Genomic DNA, 17,782 nt, shown 5'->3' with positions numbered 1-17,782 from the left:
CTGACTGCCCTGACGGTTGAGTGGGCTCCGACGCACAGGCGGCGAGCAGTACTGCCGCGAGTATGATGCCGAAGAGTCGTGATACACTTAGCTGCTTTGTAACCCGGTTCAAGTTCATTCCCCGACCAGTGTTGAAGTTCCCCATAGTGTAAACGGGCCAATATGGCGACACAATTGTCGGGGCACTCGGAGATCCCATGAGTGACATCCCAACCCTGTATATAGTCCCCACTCCGATCGGCAATCTGGCGGACATCACCCAGCGTGCATTGGACATTTTACGCAGTGTCGATCTGGTAGCCGCCGAAGATACCCGTCATACCGGTATCCTGCTCAGCCACTACCAAATCTCGGTGCCGACCTTCGCCCTGCACGATCACAACGAGCAGCAGAAAGCCGATGTGCTGATCGGCCGGATCAAAGAGGGCAAGAGTGTTGCGCTGGTCTCCGATGCCGGCACCCCGCTCATCAGCGACCCCGGTTATCACTTGGTCACCCGCTGTCGTGAAGCCGGGGTAAAGGTGGTGCCGCTGCCCGGTCCCTGTGCTGCCATCACCGCGCTAAGTGCGGCCGGTCTGCCCACCGATCGCTTTGCCTTTGAAGGCTTCCTGCCCGCCAAGAGCAAGGGGCGTGACGATCGCCTGCAAGCCGTTATTGAAGACACCCGCTCGCTGGTGTTTTACGAATCGCCGCGCCGTGTGCAGGATACAGTAGAAGCGATTGCTCGCATTCTCGGCGAGCGTCAGGTGGTGGTGTGCCGCGAGCTGACCAAGACCTTCGAGTCAATTCATGGTCTGCCTGCCTCTGAAATGCTGGCCTGGCTTGGTGAGGATGACAACCGTTGCCGCGGCGAGATCGTGCTGGTCGTGAGTGGTGCCTCCAAAGATGAAGAGGATCTGCCAGCCGAGGCGATCCGTACTCTGGGTCTGCTGGTGACTGAGCTGCCACTGAAAAAAGCGGCTGCCCTGACCGCCGAGGTCCACGGCGTGAAAAAGAATGCCCTCTACAAATATGGTCTCGAGCACTATTGAGCGGATGAAATAGGCTGGCAGACTGCTTTTTGACCTGTGCAATCCCCCGAACCGTCGAGCATTCAGCATGTAAACGGGGGGCAAAGCGCGATAAATGGCTGTAAACGGGAATTGCCGGTTTACCCCGTGCGTATCGCAAGGCTATAATCCGCGCCTCGGAGTTGGCTAGGCAATCGCTGCTTCGTCGTTGTGTCCCTCGGGACAGACGGGCGGAGGGGAGGAAAGTCCGGGCTTCACAGGGCAGGGTGCCAGGTAACGCCTGGGGGGCGTGAGCCTACGACCAGTGCAACAGAGAGCAGACCGCCGATGGCCCGCAAGGGATCAGGTAAGGGTGAAAGGGTGCGGTAAGAGCGCACCGCGCGACTGGCAACAGTTCGTGGCACGGTAAACTCCACCCGAAGCAAGACCAAATAGGCCCCTATTGGCGCGGCCCGCGTTGGGGGCGGGTAGGTTGCTTGAGCCAGCGAGCGATTGCTGGCCTAGAGGAATGATTGCTACCCGGGGCAACCCGGTACAGAACCCGGCTTACAGGCCGACTCCGACCTCATTCCGAAGAGCCCCGCGATTTATCGCGGGGCTCTTTTTTATGCATGAGAAAATATGGCTTCGTTGGCAAGATATTTTCGACCTTGTCATTTTGCATGAAAATATATGTTTTAAATCAATCGAATAGTTTTGTATTTGGCACGATGGCAGCGATAGATGGTGATAGAACCCAGGATGGTTGTTCGCACCCACATATTGTGTGTGTTCTCAGTTCATTCACTTATTTCAATTAATCACCAGAGTTTAACGCCAAATAACTTGTGGAAAATCAACCCACTCAATCCGCAGCATGCAATTGCTGCGTCAATATGTTCCCTCTGCCTCATCTCCTTGCTTGAAAAGCCCCCTGCACGTCCTTAAACTTCAAGGTGGGGAAAAGTGGATCAAAGTGGTTTTTAGAGGGGCAATCTGCCTGCTCACTCACCTTCAGGGACTGCAATTTGTTGCGTGGCGCTCATGCCATCAGCCTGGACAGTAAAGGGCGGTTGGCAATTCCGACCAAATTCCGTGATTGGCTGCGCGATGAAAGCGACGGCCAGCTGGTCTGCACCATCGATATTGCCCATCCCTGTCTGCTGCTTTATCCCCTGAATGAATGGGAAGAGGTCGAGCGCAAGCTCAAGACCCTCTCCAGCATGAATCCGCAAGAGCGCCGTTTGCAGCGCCTGCTGCTGGGACATGCAACCGAATGCGAGCTGGATGGCAATGGCCGTCTGCTGCTCAGTCAGCCACTGCGCAACCATGCGGGGCTGGACAAGAAAATCATGCTGGTGGGCCAGCTCAACAAGTTTGAGTTGTGGGATGAAGCCCGCTGGCAACAACAGGTCAATGACGACATCTTAGGTCTGCCCGGGGACGATTGGGCAAGCTCACCACGACTACAGGATTTCTCTTTATAAATGACCCAAGCCGCTGAACACATCACAGTGCTGCTGCACGAAGCCGTTGAAGGTCTGGCCATCAAGCCGGATGGTGTCTACGTCGACGGTACTTTTGGCCGTGGTGGTCATTCTCGTCTGATCCTGCAGCACCTTGGCCCCAATGGCCGCCTGATCGCCATCGACCGCGATCCCCAGGCGATCGCCGAAGCGGCCAAGATCCAGGATCCCCGTTTCGAAATTGTGCACGGCCCCTTCTCCGGCATCGCCTCCTATCTCGATGAGCGCGGTTTGCTGGGCAAGGTGGATGGCTTCCTGCTGGATCTGGGGGTCTCTTCACCCCAGCTGGATGATGCCGAGCGCGGCTTCAGCTTTATGAAAGATGGTCCGCTCGATATGCGGATGGACCCCACTTCCGGCCAGAGCGCCGCCGAGTGGCTGGCCAAGGCCGATGTGGATGATATCGCCTGGGTGCTGAAGACCTTCGGTGAGGAGCGCTTTGCCAAGAAGATCGCCCGCGCCATCGTCCACGACCGGGTGACCGAGCCTTACGTACGTACCCGTCAGCTGGCTGAGATGATTGCCCGGGTCAATCCGAGCAAGGAGAAGGGCAAGCATGCGGCAACCCGCAGTTTCCAGGCCATCCGCATCTATATCAACAGCGAGCTGGAGGAGATCGAAACCGCGCTCAACGGTGCATTGGACGTGCTGGCACCACATGGCCGTCTGTCTGTGATCAGCTTCCACTCGCTGGAAGACCGGCTGGTGAAACACTTCATTCGCAAGCACGAGAAAGGGCCTGAAGTGCCCTACGGCATTCCCTTGACCGAGGCCCAGCTGGCTGGCGGTCGCAAATTGAAGTCGGTCGGCAAGGCGCTCAAGCCTTCTGATCATGAGGTCTCTGAAAACACCCGTTCGCGCAGCTCGGTGCTGCGGGTCGCCGAGCGGCTGGCGGAGTAAGCGATGAGCGAAGTACGTGTCCACCTAGCCAAGGAGATCGTTGCCGATCTCTGGCGGCACAAGCTGCAGATTTTTCTGTCGGTTGCCGTACTGGTGACCGCGTTTGCCGTGATCCTGGTGACCAACATGACCCGTGGCCTCACCGCCAAACAGAATGACCTGATGGCGGAAGAGGATCGCCTCAATATCGAATGGCGCCACCTCTTGCTGGAGCAGGGCACTCTGGCGGAACACTCCCGAGTCGCCACGCTGGCCATGGACAAGTTGCAAATGGGTCGCCCTCTGGTGACCACCGAGAAGGTAATTACTCTGCCATGAAACGGAAGGCTACAGCCAAAACCGCTAAAGCGAACGTTAAAGCGCCATCTATCTATCCGTGGCGCTTCCGCACGCTGGTCGTATTCATCGGCATCGCCTTTGTCGGGCTGATCCTCCGTCTGGCCTGGATCCAGGTGATCAATCCGGATCGTCTGCGTCAGGAGGGGGACATGCGCTCTCTGCGAACCACCTCCACCCAGGCGGTGCGCGGCATGATCACCGATCGCAATGGTGAACAGCTGGCTGTTTCCGTTCCGGTCGAGGCGGTCTGGGCCGATCCCAAGACAGTGCACGAGTCCGGCGCTATCCACAATGAGCGGGCCTGGATGGCTCTCTCAGCAGTCCTCAAAATCGATATCAATACTCTCAAGCAACGTATCGCCAACCCCAGCAAGCGCTTCGTCTATCTGCAGCGTCAGGTAACGCCCGCTGTCTCTGAATACATCAAGGGGCTCAAGCTGGGTGGTGTCTATCTGCGTCCCGAGTCGCGCCGCTTCTATCCGACTGGCGAAATCAGTGCCCACCTGGTGGGGGTAACCAACATCGATGGCAACGGGATCGAGGGGATCGAGCGCAGCTACAACGAGTGGCTGACGGCGACACCGGGCGAGATGCGGGTGCGCAAGGACCGGCAGGGCAGGGTCATCGAGCGTCTTGGTATCGTCAAAGAGGGCAAGAACGCCAACGATCTGCAGCTCAGCATCGATCAGCGGGTACAGGCTCTGGCCTATCGGGCGCTCAAGCGAGCAACCGACGAGAACAAGGCGACCTCTGGCTCCATGGTGATGCTGGATATCAAGACCGGCGAAGTACTCGCCATGGTCAACACCCCCTCCTATAACCCGAACAACCGCGGCCAGTATCAGAGCTTCCGGGTACGCAACCGGGTGGTGACTGATACCTACGAGCCGGGTTCGACCGTCAAGCCATTGATTTTGCTCAGTGCCTTGCAGGCAGGTGTCACCAGCTGGAAAGATTTCATTCCCGGTGGTCCGCTCTTTATCGGTGCCAAGCAGATCAAGGACGTCAGTATCCACAAGGCGACCAACCTCTACGATATCCTGCGTTACTCCTCCAACATCGGTATGTCGCGCATCGCGCTGCGGATGCCGGCGCAGGAGATGATCAATACCCTCAGCATGTTCGGTTTCGGCATGGATACTGGCAGCGGGCTGATGGGCGAGAGCAGCGGCATGCTGCCCCAGCGTCGTCGCTGGTCCGATATCGAGCGAGCGACCCTCTCGTTCGGTTATGGTCTGCGGGTTACCCCGCTGCAACTGGCTTCCGCCTACGCCACCCTGGCCAACAAGGGCAAGCGAGTGCCCATCTCCATCGTCAAGGTGACCACGCCGCCCAAGGGTGAGCAGGTGATCGATCACAACAACGCCTCCGCCATGCTGCAGGCGCTGGAGTACGTAGTCGACAACGCTATTCCCAAGGCCAAGATTCCGGGTTATCGGGTCGGTGGCAAGAGTGGTACCGCCAAGGTCGCCGTTGCCGGAGGCTACGGCAAGGATTACATGGCCTGGTTTGCCGGTTTTGCCCCTGCCAGTAATCCCCGTTTCGTCATGGTGGTGGTGATTAACGAGCCAAAAGGCAGCGCCTACTATGGCGGTGCCGTGGCGACCCCGCCGTTTGCAGAGGCCATGGGCGGGGTACTGCAACTCTTCAATATTCGTCCTGATGCGGTGCCCACAGCGGTGCCCGCCAAACTTGCCCGTACGGAGGCTCCTCTTGTCCCGCGCACTTGATGCATTACTGCGCCCCTTCGGTATTCAGGCGCCGGCGCTCACTCTGACCGATATCCAGCTGGATAGTCGGCGGGTTGGCCCCGGCTCGCTCTTCGTGGCTATTTGCGGTCATCAGGTGGATGGCAGACGTTTCATCGAACAGGCGGTTGCTCAGGGAGCGACCGCTGTTGTGTTTGAGGAGGATGGTGAATTTATCCCACCATCGACTCCGGTTCCCTGTATCGGGATGCGGGATCTGCCCGCTCACCTCTCTGCTCTTGCGGGCTATTTCTACGATCAGCCAGCCCAAAAATTGGATCTGGTCGGGATCACCGGCACCAACGGCAAGAGCACTACCGCTTTGCTGGTCGCCAACTGGCGCACCCTGCTGGGTGGTAAGGCCGGGGTGATGGGCACCATCGGCAACGGCCTGTTTGGCCATCTGATCGAAGCGGAAAATACCACTGGCAGCGCCGTGCAGGTACAAGCCAATCTGGCTGCGCTGCAAGAGCAGGGGGCGGATCTGGTGGCGATGGAGGTCTCCAGCCATGGTCTGGTGCAGCACCGTGTCGCCGCGCTGCCCTTTTCCGCCGCTGTCTTTACCAACCTGAGCCGGGATCACCTCGACTACCACGGCACCATGGAAGCCTATGGCGCGGCCAAGGAGCAGCTGCTGCAGCTGGTCGACGAGTCGAATGCGGTGATTAACCGAGATGACGAATTGGGTGCCAAGTGGCTCGAAAAATACCCGGCAGCGGTGGCTTTCAGTGTGAATGGCCCGATTGAACACCATTTTGGCCGTCAATTAACGGCGCAGCAGCTCGATTTTCACCAGCAAGGTTTTCGCGCGCAGATTAACTCCAGCTGGGGGAATGGTGTATTATCCGCCCCCTTGCTCGGGCGCTTCAACGTCAGCAATGTGCTGGCGGCGATGGGCGTAATGCTGGTGCTCGGTTACGACTTCAACGAGCTACTGGCAACTGCCCCGAAATTGCAGCCAGTGACCGGTCGTATGGAGTGTTTCGGCGGTGGTGATACGCCGCTGGCGGTGGTCGATTACGCCCACACCCCTGATGCGCTGGAAAAGGCATTGCAGGCCCTGCGGGTGCACTGCACCGGCCAGCTTTGGTGTCTGATTGGCTGTGGTGGCGACCGCGATCGCGGCAAGCGTCCCATGATGGCCGCCATGGCCGAGCAGTATGCGGATCGCGTGATCCTGACCGACGACAATCCCCGTACCGAGGAGCCGGCCCGGATCATGGCCGACATGGTGGCGGGTCTTCGCGATCCTGCTGCGGTGCAGGTGGAGCACGACCGGGTCAAGGCGATTGCGCTGGCCATCGGTCAGGCGAGCAAGCAGGACATCATCCTGGTGGCCGGTAAGGGCCATGAGGATTATCAGATCATTGGAACCGACAAGCGGCACTACAGCGACCGGGAAACCGTCGCGGCCGCCTTGCACACATTATTGGAGTCATTCAAATGATGACCCTCAGGCTTGCCGAGCTGGCGCAGGTACTCGATGCCCGTCTGATTGGTGACGATGGCGAGATCACCGTTGTCAGTACCGACACCCGCACTTTGGGCGCGGGTGCCCTGTTCGTTGCCCTGCGCGGCGAGCGTTTCGATGCCCACGATTTTTGCGAGCAGGCTGTTCAGGCAGGGGCCTCTGCTCTGCTGGTCGAGCGTGAGCTGCCGCTGGCCATTCCCCAACTGGTGGTAGCCGATACCCTCAAGGGGTTGGGCCGCCTTGGCAAACTGGTGCGTGAGCGCATCAACCCGAAAGTGCTGGCCATTACCGGCAGCTGCGGCAAGACCACGGTGAAGGAGATGGCAACTGCCATCCTGCGCAACGAAGGGGAAGTGCTGGCCACCGCTGGCAACTTCAACAATGAGGTGGGCGTGCCGCTCACCCTGCTGCGCCTCGAGCCGCAACACCAGTTTGCGGTGATGGAGCTGGGAGCAAACCACAAGGGCGAAATCGCTTGGACTACCTCGCTGGCCAAGCCCGATGCCGCCATCATCAACAACGTCGCAGCTGCCCATCTTGAGGGCTTCGGCTCTCTTGAGGGGATCTACCACGCCAAGAGCGAAATTTTTGAGGGCTTGAGCGAAGGCGGCACCGCCATCGTCAACGCCGACAACGAATTCTGGCCGAAGTGGCGCGAGCGTGGCATTCGCTGCGCCTTCTCCATCGAGGATCAGAGCCAGCCGTTCCATGCTCGCGATGTGGTTCTCAACGCTCAGGGTTGTGCCGAGTTCGTCATGGTAACCCCGCAGGGTGAGGTGAGCCTGACTCTGGCGATCCCCGGCCGCCATAACGTGGCCAATGCGCTGGCTGCCGCCGCGGGCTGTCTGGCCCTCGGCGCATCCCTCGACTCCGTCAAGGTGGGGCTGGAGCAGATGGCACCGGTCAAGGGACGCTTCTGCGTCCAGCGCTGGGGCGGTCTGACTCTGGTGGATGATACCTACAATGCCAGCGTGGAGTCCGTGCTGGCGGGCATCGATGCCTTGACCGCCATGAGCGGCTTTAAGGTGCTGGTGTTTGGCGACATGCGGGAACTGGGTGAGGAGTCTGCCGAGCAACATGCCCGGGTTGGCCGTCATGCCCGCGAGTGCGGTCTGGATGCCGTGCTGACAGTAGGGGAACATAGTCGCTATACCGCAGATGCCGCGGCTGGCCGACATTTCGATAACAAGGCGTCGTTGTTTGAAGTGCTTGCGCAAATGATAAATACACATCAGGAAATTTCGATTCTGGTCAAGGGTGCCCGTGGCTCCCGCATGGAAGATATCGTCGAGATGGTCAAAGGCCATCAGGAGTCAGCCACATGCTAGTCTGGCTGGCCGAACTGCTCACCCCGCACTTCACCTTCTTCAACGTCTTCTCCTACCTGACGTTTCGCGCCATCCTGTCGATCATTACCGGTCTGGGAGTTGCGCTCTGGATGGGGCCGCGCCTCATTCGTCGCCTGCAGATCCTGAAGTTCGGTCAGGTGATCCGCAACGATGGTCCCGAGTCCCACCTCAGCAAGCGGGGCACTCCGACCATGGGTGGTCTGATGATCATTGCTGCGATTTTCACGTCTGTGCTGCTCTGGTGCCGCCTCGACAACCCCTATGTCTGGCTGGTGCTGTTTGTGCTGGGTGCCTATGGCGCCATCGGCTTTGCCGACGACTACCTTAAGGTGGTGCGCAAGAATACCGACGGCCTGATCGCCCGCTGGAAGTACTTCTGGCAATCCGCCGTTGCGCTGGGAGTGGCTGTATTCCTCTACGCCACGGCCACCCATGATGGTCAGACCCAGCTGGTGGTGCCCTTCCTCAAGGATGTGATGCCGCAACTTGGCCTGATGTTTATCCTGCTCACCTATTTCGTCATTGTTGGTACCTCCAACGCGGTCAACCTGACCGATGGTCTGGATGGCTTGGCCATCATGCCGACCGTGATGGTGGCGGGCGGCTTTGCGTTTATCGCCTGGGCAACCGGCAACGTCAACTTCGCCAGTTACCTGCATATTCCCTATGTTCCCTATACCTCCGAGCTGGTGATCGTCTGTACTGCCATCGTCGGGGCAGGTCTGGGCTTTCTCTGGTTCAACACCTATCCGGCACAGGTCTTCATGGGGGACGTCGGTTCCCTGGCATTGGGCGGCGCGCTCGGCACCATCGCCGTGCTGGTACGCCAGGAGTTCCTGCTGGTGATCATGGGCGGTGTCTTCGTGATGGAGACTGTCTCGGTGATCCTGCAGGTGGGGTCTTACAAGCTGCGCGGCGTGCGGATCTTCCGCATGGCGCCGATCCATCACCACTACGAGAAGAAGGGCTGGCCGGAGCCGCGCGTTATCGTGCGTTTCTGGATCATCACCCTCGTGCTGGTGCTGCTGGGTCTTGCCACCCTGAAGGTGAGGTAAGGCCATGGTCATCGTTATCGGACTCGGCAAAACCGGACTCTCCTGCGTCGACTACTTCCTCGGCCGTGGTGTCACCCCACTGGTGATGGACACTCGCGCCAACCCGCCCGGCAAGGATCAACTACCTGCCGAGGTGGAACTCATTTACGGGCTGGATGGTGAGCGACTCAAACAGGCGCATATGATCGTCGCGAGCCCGGGCATTGCCCTGGCTACCCCTGAATTGAAAGCGGCTGCCGAATGTGGTGTGCAGATCGTCGGCGATATCGAGTTGTTCGTTCGCGAGACCGAGACACCGGTCATCGCCATCACAGGTTCCAATGGCAAGAGCACTGTCACGACCCTGGTGGGTGAGATGATTGCCGAAGCCGGGCTCAAGGTGGGCGTGGGCGGCAATATCGGTACGCCTGCGCTGGAGCTGCTCAAGCAGCCGATGGATCTCTGCGTACTGGAGCTATCCAGCTTCCAGTTGGAGACCACTCACAGCCTGCGTGCTGCCGCCTCTGTGGTGCTGAACCTCTCTGAAGATCACATGGATCGCTATCAGGGTATGGCCGACTACCGTGCCGCCAAGATGGAGATCCATCAGCACTCCAAACACATTCTGGTCAATCGCGACGATCCCCAGACTTTGCCCGATGTGGGTCAGGTGTGGCAGAGCTTCGGTCTTGACTGCAATGGCTATGGCCGCTGCCTGCTGGATGGCCGCTACTGGTTGACCCTGCACGGCGAGCCGCTGCTGGCGGTGGACGAGATGAAGATCGTCGGTGCCCACAATCAGGCCAACGCGCTGGCCGCCATGGCGCTGTGCGATGCGGTCGGCATTCCCCGCGCTGCCCAGCTCACCGTGCTGCGCCGCTTTGAAGGCTTGCCCCACCGTGCCCGTTTCGTGCGCGAAGTGAACGGGGTGCGCTGGATCAACGACTCCAAAGCCACCAACGTGGGAGCTACGCTAGCTGCCGTTGCCGGTGTGCGCGAGTCGGTCAAGGGGCGCCTGTTGCTGCTGGCCGGTGGTCAGGGCAAGGGGCAGGATTTTGGCCCGATCCAGGCGCTGCTGGGCAACCAGATCGATCACATGTACTGCTTCGGTCAGGATGCCGAGGTGCTGCTGGCGCTGGGTGAGCAGACCGAACGGGTGGCCGACCTGGCCGCTGCGGTTGCCAAGGCGGCTGCCGATGCCAAGCCCGGTGACTGGGTGCTGCTGGCGCCAGCCTGTGCCAGCCTCGATCAGTTCAAGTCGTTCGAGGTGCGTGGCGATCGCTTTACCGAGATGGTGATGGCGCTATGAATGCCCTTCGCGCAGCCGCAGGTCTGTTCCAGCGCTGGCTATTGCCGGCGCGCCCTGCCGGCCTCTATGACCGGCAGTTGGTGTTGCTGGCGCTCTCCCTGATGGCGGTCGGGGTGGTGATCGTGGCATCAGCCTCGATCCCGGAGGGGATCTCCCTGGGGGATGATCCCTTCATGTTTGTGAAGCGTCACGCCATGTTTCTGGTGATGGCGCTCGGTATCTCCTGGTTTGTGTTGCAGGTGCCGATGGCGCGCTGGCAGGAGTACAACGGACCCATGCTGTTGCTGGCCATTCTGCTGCTGGTACTGGTGCTGGTGGTCGGGCGCAATGTCAACGGTGCGGTGCGCTGGCTGCCACTGGGCCCCTTCAACCTGCAGCCGGCCGAGTTTGGCAAGCTGGCCCTATTCGTCTATCTGGCCGGTTATCTGGTGCGGCGTCAGAACGAGGTGCGTGAAGCCTGGCTTGGCTTCCTGAAGCCCTTGGCAGTATTCGGGGTGTTGGCGATCCTGTTGCTGCTGCAACCGGATCTGGGGTCGACCGTGGTGATGTTCGTCACCTCGTTCGGCATGCTGTTTCTGGCTGGCGCCAAACTGTGGCAGTTCATGATCCTTATCGGTGGCGGTCTTGGTGGGGTGATCATGCTGATCATCGTCGAGCCATACCGGATGCGTCGGGTGACCTCTTTTATGGATCCCTGGGCCGATCCGTTTGGCAGTGGCTACCAGTTGACCCAGTCGCTGATGGCGTTTGGCCGTGGCAGCTGGTTTGGCGAAGGGCTCGGCAACTCCATCCAGAAGATGGAGTACCTGCCGGAAGCGCATACCGACTTCGTGTTTGCGATCCTCGGCGAAGAGCTGGGTTACGTCGGGGTACTGGGCGCCCTGTGTCTCATCTTTGCGTTGGCGATCAAGGCGTTGAAGCTGGGGCATCGCGCCCTGCAAGCCGACCGCCTCTATGATGGCTATCTGGCTATCGGTATCGGCATCTGGTTCAGTTTCCAGACTTTCGTCAACGTTGGCGCAGCCAGCGGCATGATGCCGACCAAGGGGTTGACCCTGCCGCTGGTCAGTTACGGTGGCTCGAGTCTCATCATCATGACAGTGGCGGTGAGCATGTTGATTCGAATCGATTTTGAGTTGCGTCAGGCGACTGCCCAGGCGCGGGTGCGGGAGGTTTAGTGAGCAAGACGCTGTTGGTGATGGCAGGTGGTACCGGGGGGCATGTCTTTCCCGGTCTGGCCGTGGCCGATCGACTGAGGGAGCAGGGCTGGACTGTCCACTGGCTGGGGACGGCGGACCGGATGGAGGCGGAGCTGGTGCCCGCCCATGGTTATCCCATCTCCTTCATCGATATTCAGGGGGTGCGTGGCAACGGCATCAAGCGACTGCTGATGGCGCCCTATCGTATCGTCAAATCGATCTTGCAGGCGCGTCAGGTGCTCAAGACTGTTCGCCCTGATGTGGTGCTCGGTATGGGGGGCTTTGCCTCCGGTCCGGGCGGCGTGGCGGCCTGGTTCTCCGGCATCCCGTTACTGCTCCATGAGCAAAATGCCGCTGCCGGCATGACCAACAAGCTGCTGGCGCGTATTGCCAAGCGGGTGCTGATGGCATTTCCGGGTGCCTTCGCGCCGAGCCGCCGTACCGCCGTGGTCGGCAATCCGGTGCGTCCCGAAGTGGTCGCCCTGCCGGATCCGCAGCTTCGCAGCGAAGCCGAGCCGCTGCATCTGTTGATCGTCGGTGGCAGCCTGGGTGCCCGGGTGCTCAACCAGCAGGTACCCGCTGCGGTGGCGGCGGCTGGTGTGCCTATCGAGGTGCGTCACCAGTGTGGCAAGGGCAATGCCGAGACAGTGTCTGCTGCCTATGCCCAGCACGGCATCAATGCCGAGGTGAGTGAATTTATCAAGGATATGGCCGGCGCCTATGCCTGGGCCGATCTGGTTGTCTGCCGGGCGGGAGCCCTGACGGTATCCGAGGTGGCCGCCGCCGGGGTGGCAGCCATTTTCGTCCCGCTGCCCCATGCAGTGGATGATCACCAGACCCGTAACGCTCTGACTCTGGTCGACGGTGGTGCGGCCGAATTCCTGCCCCAGTCCGAGCTGACCACCACCTCGCTGGCGGCGCGCCTCTCCTGGCTGGCTGGCCGCAGGGAGACCCTGTTTAGCATGGCTCAGGCCGCCCGTCGCGTTGCCATTACCGATGCGGCCGAGCGGGTTGCTGATGAGTGCAAGCGGCTCGCCAGTGGGCAGAGTGGTAAAGATTAATGAGCAAGGTTGCAGTGGTGACTCCGTGCAGCCTTGTACCTGTATGTATTGATGCCGCTGTGCAGCCGAGCTTTGACGGTACATGGCCTGCGGCAGACTAAAGAGATGATTATGACCAAGGTTGAACTGGCAAAACTGCGTACTGTGATCCCCGAAATGCGCCGCGTGCGTCGCATCCATTTTATCGGTATCGGTGGTGCCGGTATGGGCGGGATCGCCGAAGTACTTGCCAACGAAGGGTATCAGGTAACGGGTTCTGATCTGGCTCGCAATGCGGTGACCGAGCGGCTTGAGGCTCTGGGCGCCCATATCTTTACTGGCCACAACGCCGAGCACGTCAACGGCGCCAGCGTGGTGGTGGTTTCTACTGCCATCAAGCAGGACAACCCGGAGTTGCTGGCTGCCCGCGAACTGCGGATCCCGGTAGTACGGCGTGCTGAGATGCTGGCCGAGCTGATGCGTTTCCGGCACGGTATCGCCATTGCCGGTACCCACGGCAAGACCACCACCACCAGTCTGGTGGCGAGCATCTATGCCGAAGCCGATCGCGACCCGACCTTCGTCATCGGTGGCCTGCTCAACAGTGCCGGCACCAATGCCCGCTTGGGAAGCAGCCGCTACCTGATTGCCGAAGCGGACGAGAGCGACGCCTCTTTCCTGCATCTGCAACCGATGGTCTCTATCGTGACCAACATCGAAGCGGATCACATGGACACCTACGGCGGTGACTTCTCCAGGCTGAAGGCCACCTTCATCGAGTTTCTGCACAATCTGCCCTTCTACGGACTGGCGGTGGTCTGCATCGATGATCCGGTGATCCGTGGCATGTTGCCGGAGATTGCCCGCCCGACCCTGACCTACGGTCTCTCTGAAGACGCTGACGTGCAGGTACTGGATTTTGTCCAGACCAACAACCACAGCCGCTTCCGGGTGCGCCGCAAAGAGGCGGGTGAACTGCAGGTCACCCTTAATTTGCCGGGCATTCACAACGCCTTGAACGCCGCCGCGGCGATTGCTGTCGCGACGGAAGACGGTGTCAGCGACGAGGCCATCATCTCTGCGCTGGCCAAGTTTGAAGGTGTCGGCCGTCGCTTCCAGCAGTATGGCGAGTTCGAAACTGGTCGTGGCAAGGCGATGCTGGTGGACGATTACGGCCACCACCCGAGCGAAGTGAAGGTCACTATCAATGCCGCCCGTGCCGGTTGGCCCGAGAAGCGTCTGGTGATGGTGTTCCAGCCGCACCGTTATACCCGCACCCGCGACCTCTACGAGGACTTCGCCGATGTGCTCTCCAAGGTAGACGTGCTGGTGATGCTGGAGGTTTATGCTGCCGGTGAGGAGCCGATCCCGGGCGCTGATGGACGGGCACTGTGCCGCTCCATTCGCTCGCGCGGCAACCTGGAACCCATCTTCGTCGCTACACCGGATGACGTGCCAGCCGTGCTGGCCGACCTGATTGGCGAGGGGGATTTGGTGCTGACTCAAGGCGCCGGGAACGTCGGGGCACTGGCCCGTCGTCTTGGCGAGATGAAATTGAGCATAGATAGCATGAAATCTGGTGCCTGAGGGCCCAATGAGTATTTTGACCGCCAAGCCGGGGCCTATATAATGGCGAACCGGTCTGTCAAAGGCCGGTTTAGCGCGTTACACGGGGATCGAACGGGTGGAGGCAAGGGCACAGGGGCGCACCAAGGGTGGCTTCATCGCAGGGGTGATGTTTTTCCTGCTGGTGATATGGGGCTGCTACCGGACTGCGCTGGATGTTAAAGATTGGCTGACGGATGCCAATCGGTTGCCCATGAGCGAATTGTTGCTGCAAGGGCAACATCAGTATCTGGAGACGGAGGAGCTGCGGTTAGCGGTACTGGATGGTGCCGAATTACGCAACTTCTTCGAGTTGGATGTCAATGAATTGCAGGCAAGGCTCAATGCCTTGCCATGGGTGGCCTCGGTATCGGTACGCAAGAAGTGGCCGAACAAGATCAAGGTCTACCTGACGGAACAGGACGTAGCGGCGCGCTGGAACGGCAACCGCTTCGTCAACACCAAGGGCAAGGTGTTCAGCGCCCCGGATCGGGTCAAGACGCCGCTGATGCAGTTGTCGGGGCCGGATGACCAGGCCGCCATGGTGTTGAAAGAGAGTCGGCAGTACGAGTCGCAACTGGCTGCCAAGGGATACAAGTTGCTGGGAGTGAATCTGACTCCCCGCCATGCCTGGGAGCTGACCCTGGATGGCAATATCAAGCTGTTTCTGGGTCGCAACGACATAGCGCTCAGGTTGCAGCGATTTATCGATGCCTTCCCGGTTATCGAACCCCGTTCGCAGGTTGCGTATGTGGATCTTCGATACGATACCGGTGTGGCAGTTGGCTGGAAGAAGAGCGAAGAGAAAGTGCATGACCAACACCGCAGATAGGAATTTGATTGTCGGACTGGATATCGGCACAACCAAGGTGGCGGTTCTGGTCGGGGAAGTATTGCCGGACGGTGAGCTGAACGTCATCGGTATGGGCAGTCACGCCTCCCGCGGGATGGAGAAGGGTGGGGTCAACGATCTCGACTCCGTGGTCAAGTCATTGCGCCGTGCGGTGGAAGAGGCCGAGATGATGGCCGACTGCCAGATCAGCTCGGTTTATCTGGGTTTGTCCGGCAAGCATATCGACTGCCGCAACGAGACCGGCATGGTGCCCATCTCCGATGAGGAGGTGACCCAGGAGGATGTGGACAACGTGATCCACACCGCCAAGTCGGTTCGCCTCTCCGACGAGCTGCGTGTGCTGCACGTGCTGCCCCAGGAGTTTGCGATCGACTATCAGGAAGGGATCAAGAATCCGGTCGGCCTCTCCGGCGTGCGGATGGCGGCCAAGGTTCACCTGATCACCTGCCACAACGACATGGCTCGCAACATCGAGAAGTGTGTGGAGAAGGTCGGTTTGCGCGTGGATCAACTGATCTTCTCCGCGCTGGCCTCCAGCTATGCCGTATTGACCGAAGACGAGAAAGAGCTGGGTGTCTGCGTGGTGGATATCGGTGGCGGTACCATGGATATGTCGCTGTTTACCGGCGGTGCCCTGCGCCACACCAAGGTGATCCCGTATGCTGGCAGCACTGTGACCAGCGACATCGCCTACGCCTTCGGCACGCCGCCGCTCGACGCGGAAGCGATCAAGGTGCGTTACGGTTGCGCCCTCGGTCGTCTGGTCAGCAAGGAAGACAATATTGAAGTACCCAGTGTCGGTGGTCGCCCGGCGCGCAGCCTGCAACGGCAGACACTGGCTGAAGTGATTGAGCCCCGTTACACCGAGTTGCTCTCCATGGTGAATGATGAGCTGGTGCGGGTACAAAGCGAGTTGAAAGCGCAGGGGGTCAAGCATCAGCTGGCAGCCGGTGTGGTCTTGACCGGCGGCGCTGCCCAGATTGAAGGTATTGTGGAGTGTGCAGAGCAGATCTTCCAGAGCCAGGTCCGGGTGGGAGAGCCCATGAACATACGTGGTTTGAGTGATTACGTGCAGGCACCGGTGTACTCGACTGCGGTCGGGTTGCTGCAATATGGCCGCACCCATCAAGCCACAGGTAGCAACAAAGAATATGCCGCCAAGGCAAGCGTCGGTGGCCTGGTCAAACGGGTTAGCAACTGGCTGCGTGGCGAGTTCTAAGAATTTTGCTGAGTCAGGCAAATAAAGCGGAGAGACAACATGTTTGAATTTATGGATAGCCACACTGACGAAGCCGTCATTAAAGTGATCGGTGTAGGTGGCGGCGGCGGTAACGCTGTCGAACACATGGTTCGTCAAAATATTGAGGGTGTTGAGTTTATTACCGTCAACACCGACGCCCAGGCACTGCGTAACTCCAGCGCCAACACTACCCTGCAGATCGGCGGTGGCATCACCAAGGGTCTGGGTGCCGGCGCCAATCCGGAAGTGGGTCGTGATGCGGCCATGGAAGATCGCGAAGCACTGCGTGAGCTGCTGACCGGTTCCGACATGGTGTTCATCGCCGCCGGTATGGGCGGTGGTACCGGTACCGGTGCTGCGCCGATCGTGGCTGAAGTGGCACGCGAGATGGGCATCCTGACCGTTGCTGTGGTGACCAAGCCGTTCTCCTTTGAAGGTAAGAAGCGGATGGGCTTCGCTGCGCACGGTATCGAAGAGCTCTCCAAAAACGTCGACTCCCTGATCACCATCCCCAACGACAAGTTGCTGAAGGTGCTGGGTCGCGGTATCTCCCTGCTGGATGCCTTCAAGGCAGCCAACGATGTGCTGCTTGGCGCGGTACAGGGCATTGCCGAGCTGATCACCCGTCCGGGTTTGATCAACGTCGACTTTGCGGACGTGCGTACCGTGATGCGTGAAATGGGTACCGCCATGATGGGAACCGGTTCCGCCTCTGGTGATGACCGTGCCGAGGAAGCGGCCGAGAAAGCCATCTCCAGCCCGCTGTTGGAAGATGTGGATCTGGCTGGTGCCCGTGGCATCCTGGTTAACATCACCGCCGGTATGGACATGACCATCGAAGAGTTCGAAACCGTGGGTAACGCGGTCAAGGCCTTCGCTTCCGAGAACGCCACTGTAGTAGTGGGTACCGTAATCGATCCGGAAATGCACGACGAACTGCGTGTGACCGTGGTTGCCACCGGTATCGGTGCCGAGCGCAAGCCCGACATCACGCTAGTCAAGAGCAGCCAGGTGCAAGAGCGCCCGGTACGTCAGCCGCTGGTCAGCGACATGATGCAAGGCCGCGTGATGGACGAAGCCCCGGCCAAGGTGGTTAACGCCGAGCCGCAAGCCCGTCGTGAACCGGATTATCTGGATATTCCGGCGTTCCTGCGCAAGCAGGCAGACTAAGTCTCTTATG

The 17,782-nt window shown here is 59.8% G+C and carries 15 protein-coding genes and 1 other RNA gene; all 16 read left to right on the top strand.

The window, feature by feature from the left end; genetic code table 11:
- Positions 1 to 197 precede the first annotated feature (197 nt).
- The 16 genes from rsmI (at position 198) to ftsZ (ending at position 17,772) form a co-directional block, all read left to right on the top strand.
- Positions 198 to 1,031, top strand: a complete 834-nt coding sequence (rsmI, locus tag G5533_RS14440; RefSeq protein WP_042079676.1) for a 16S rRNA (cytidine(1402)-2'-O)-methyltransferase — start codon at positions 198 to 200, stop codon at positions 1,029 to 1,031.
- Positions 1,032 to 1,188: 157 nt separating this feature from the next.
- Positions 1,189 to 1,575: RNase P RNA component class A (gene rnpB, locus G5533_RS14435), an RNA gene on the top strand.
- Between the two features lie 442 nt (positions 1,576 to 2,017).
- Positions 2,018 to 2,476 (top strand): division/cell wall cluster transcriptional repressor MraZ, encoded by a 459-nt coding sequence (mraZ, locus tag G5533_RS14430; protein WP_013723406.1) that lies wholly within the window; start codon positions 2,018 to 2,020, stop codon positions 2,474 to 2,476.
- Positions 2,477 to 3,415: a 16S rRNA (cytosine(1402)-N(4))-methyltransferase RsmH gene (gene rsmH, locus G5533_RS14425; RefSeq protein WP_421255502.1), complete on the top strand. Its 939-nt coding sequence runs from the start codon at positions 2,477 to 2,479 to the stop codon at positions 3,413 to 3,415.
- A gap of 3 nt (positions 3,416 to 3,418) precedes the next feature.
- Positions 3,419 to 3,733: a cell division protein FtsL gene (ftsL, locus tag G5533_RS14420; RefSeq protein ID WP_216952213.1), complete on the top strand. Its 315-nt coding sequence runs from the start codon at positions 3,419 to 3,421 to the stop codon at positions 3,731 to 3,733.
- On the top strand, positions 3,730 to 5,484 hold the full coding sequence (locus tag G5533_RS14415) for a penicillin-binding transpeptidase domain-containing protein (RefSeq protein WP_421255501.1): 1,755 nt from the start codon (positions 3,730 to 3,732) through the stop codon (positions 5,482 to 5,484). Before ftsL ends, G5533_RS14415 begins: the two co-directional genes overlap by 4 nt.
- On the top strand, positions 5,417 to 6,949 hold the full coding sequence (murE, locus tag G5533_RS14410; protein ID WP_421255500.1) for a UDP-N-acetylmuramoyl-L-alanyl-D-glutamate--2,6-diaminopimelate ligase: 1,533 nt from the start codon (positions 5,417 to 5,419) through the stop codon (positions 6,947 to 6,949). Before G5533_RS14415 ends, murE begins: the two co-directional genes overlap by 68 nt.
- On the top strand, positions 6,946 to 8,301 hold the full coding sequence (murF, locus tag G5533_RS14405; protein WP_441254946.1) for a UDP-N-acetylmuramoyl-tripeptide--D-alanyl-D-alanine ligase: 1,356 nt from the start codon (positions 6,946 to 6,948) through the stop codon (positions 8,299 to 8,301). The genes murE and murF overlap by 4 nt, the downstream gene beginning before the upstream one ends.
- On the top strand, positions 8,295 to 9,377 hold the full coding sequence (gene mraY, locus G5533_RS14400; protein ID WP_005341701.1) for a phospho-N-acetylmuramoyl-pentapeptide-transferase: 1,083 nt from the start codon (positions 8,295 to 8,297) through the stop codon (positions 9,375 to 9,377). Before murF ends, mraY begins: the two co-directional genes overlap by 7 nt.
- 4 nt (positions 9,378 to 9,381) lie before the next feature.
- The gene (murD, locus tag G5533_RS14395) at positions 9,382 to 10,665 is read left to right on the top strand and encodes a UDP-N-acetylmuramoyl-L-alanine--D-glutamate ligase (protein ID WP_216979978.1); all 1,284 of its coding nucleotides are present in this window, start codon (positions 9,382 to 9,384) and stop codon (positions 10,663 to 10,665) included.
- Positions 10,662 to 11,843, top strand: coding sequence for a cell division protein FtsW (gene ftsW, locus G5533_RS14390; protein ID WP_005341699.1), 1,182 nt, complete (start codon positions 10,662 to 10,664; stop codon positions 11,841 to 11,843). Before murD ends, ftsW begins: the two co-directional genes overlap by 4 nt.
- A complete protein-coding gene (gene murG / locus G5533_RS14385; RefSeq protein WP_216952208.1) occupies positions 11,843 to 12,925 on the top strand; it encodes an undecaprenyldiphospho-muramoylpentapeptide beta-N-acetylglucosaminyltransferase in 1,083 nt (360 codons plus the stop codon). Before ftsW ends, murG begins: the two co-directional genes overlap by 1 nt.
- Positions 12,926 to 13,036: 111 nt before the next feature.
- Positions 13,037 to 14,491, top strand: a complete 1,455-nt coding sequence (gene murC / locus G5533_RS14380; RefSeq protein WP_216952207.1) for a UDP-N-acetylmuramate--L-alanine ligase — start codon at positions 13,037 to 13,039, stop codon at positions 14,489 to 14,491.
- A gap of 97 nt (positions 14,492 to 14,588) precedes the next feature.
- Entirely contained in the window at positions 14,589 to 15,341 is a 753-nt protein-coding gene (locus G5533_RS14375) for a cell division protein FtsQ/DivIB (protein ID WP_216952206.1), read from the top strand.
- Positions 15,322 to 16,581: a cell division protein FtsA gene (ftsA, locus tag G5533_RS14370; protein ID WP_005336148.1), complete on the top strand. Its 1,260-nt coding sequence runs from the start codon at positions 15,322 to 15,324 to the stop codon at positions 16,579 to 16,581. The genes G5533_RS14375 and ftsA overlap by 20 nt, the downstream gene beginning before the upstream one ends.
- A gap of 39 nt (positions 16,582 to 16,620) precedes the next feature.
- Complete coding sequence (ftsZ, locus tag G5533_RS14365; protein ID WP_005336147.1) at positions 16,621 to 17,772, top strand: cell division protein FtsZ; 1,152 nt, start codon at positions 16,621 to 16,623, stop codon at positions 17,770 to 17,772.
- Positions 17,773 to 17,782: the final 10 nt, after the last annotated feature.

Origin of the sequence: Aeromonas sp. A600620 (genome assembly GCF_029479985.1) — a bacterium.
Lineage (GTDB): Bacteria > Pseudomonadota > Gammaproteobacteria > Enterobacterales > Aeromonadaceae > Aeromonas > Aeromonas veronii_A.
Note: the sequence above shows the minus strand (reverse complement) of the source record. Positions and strands in the feature narration are given on the sequence as shown.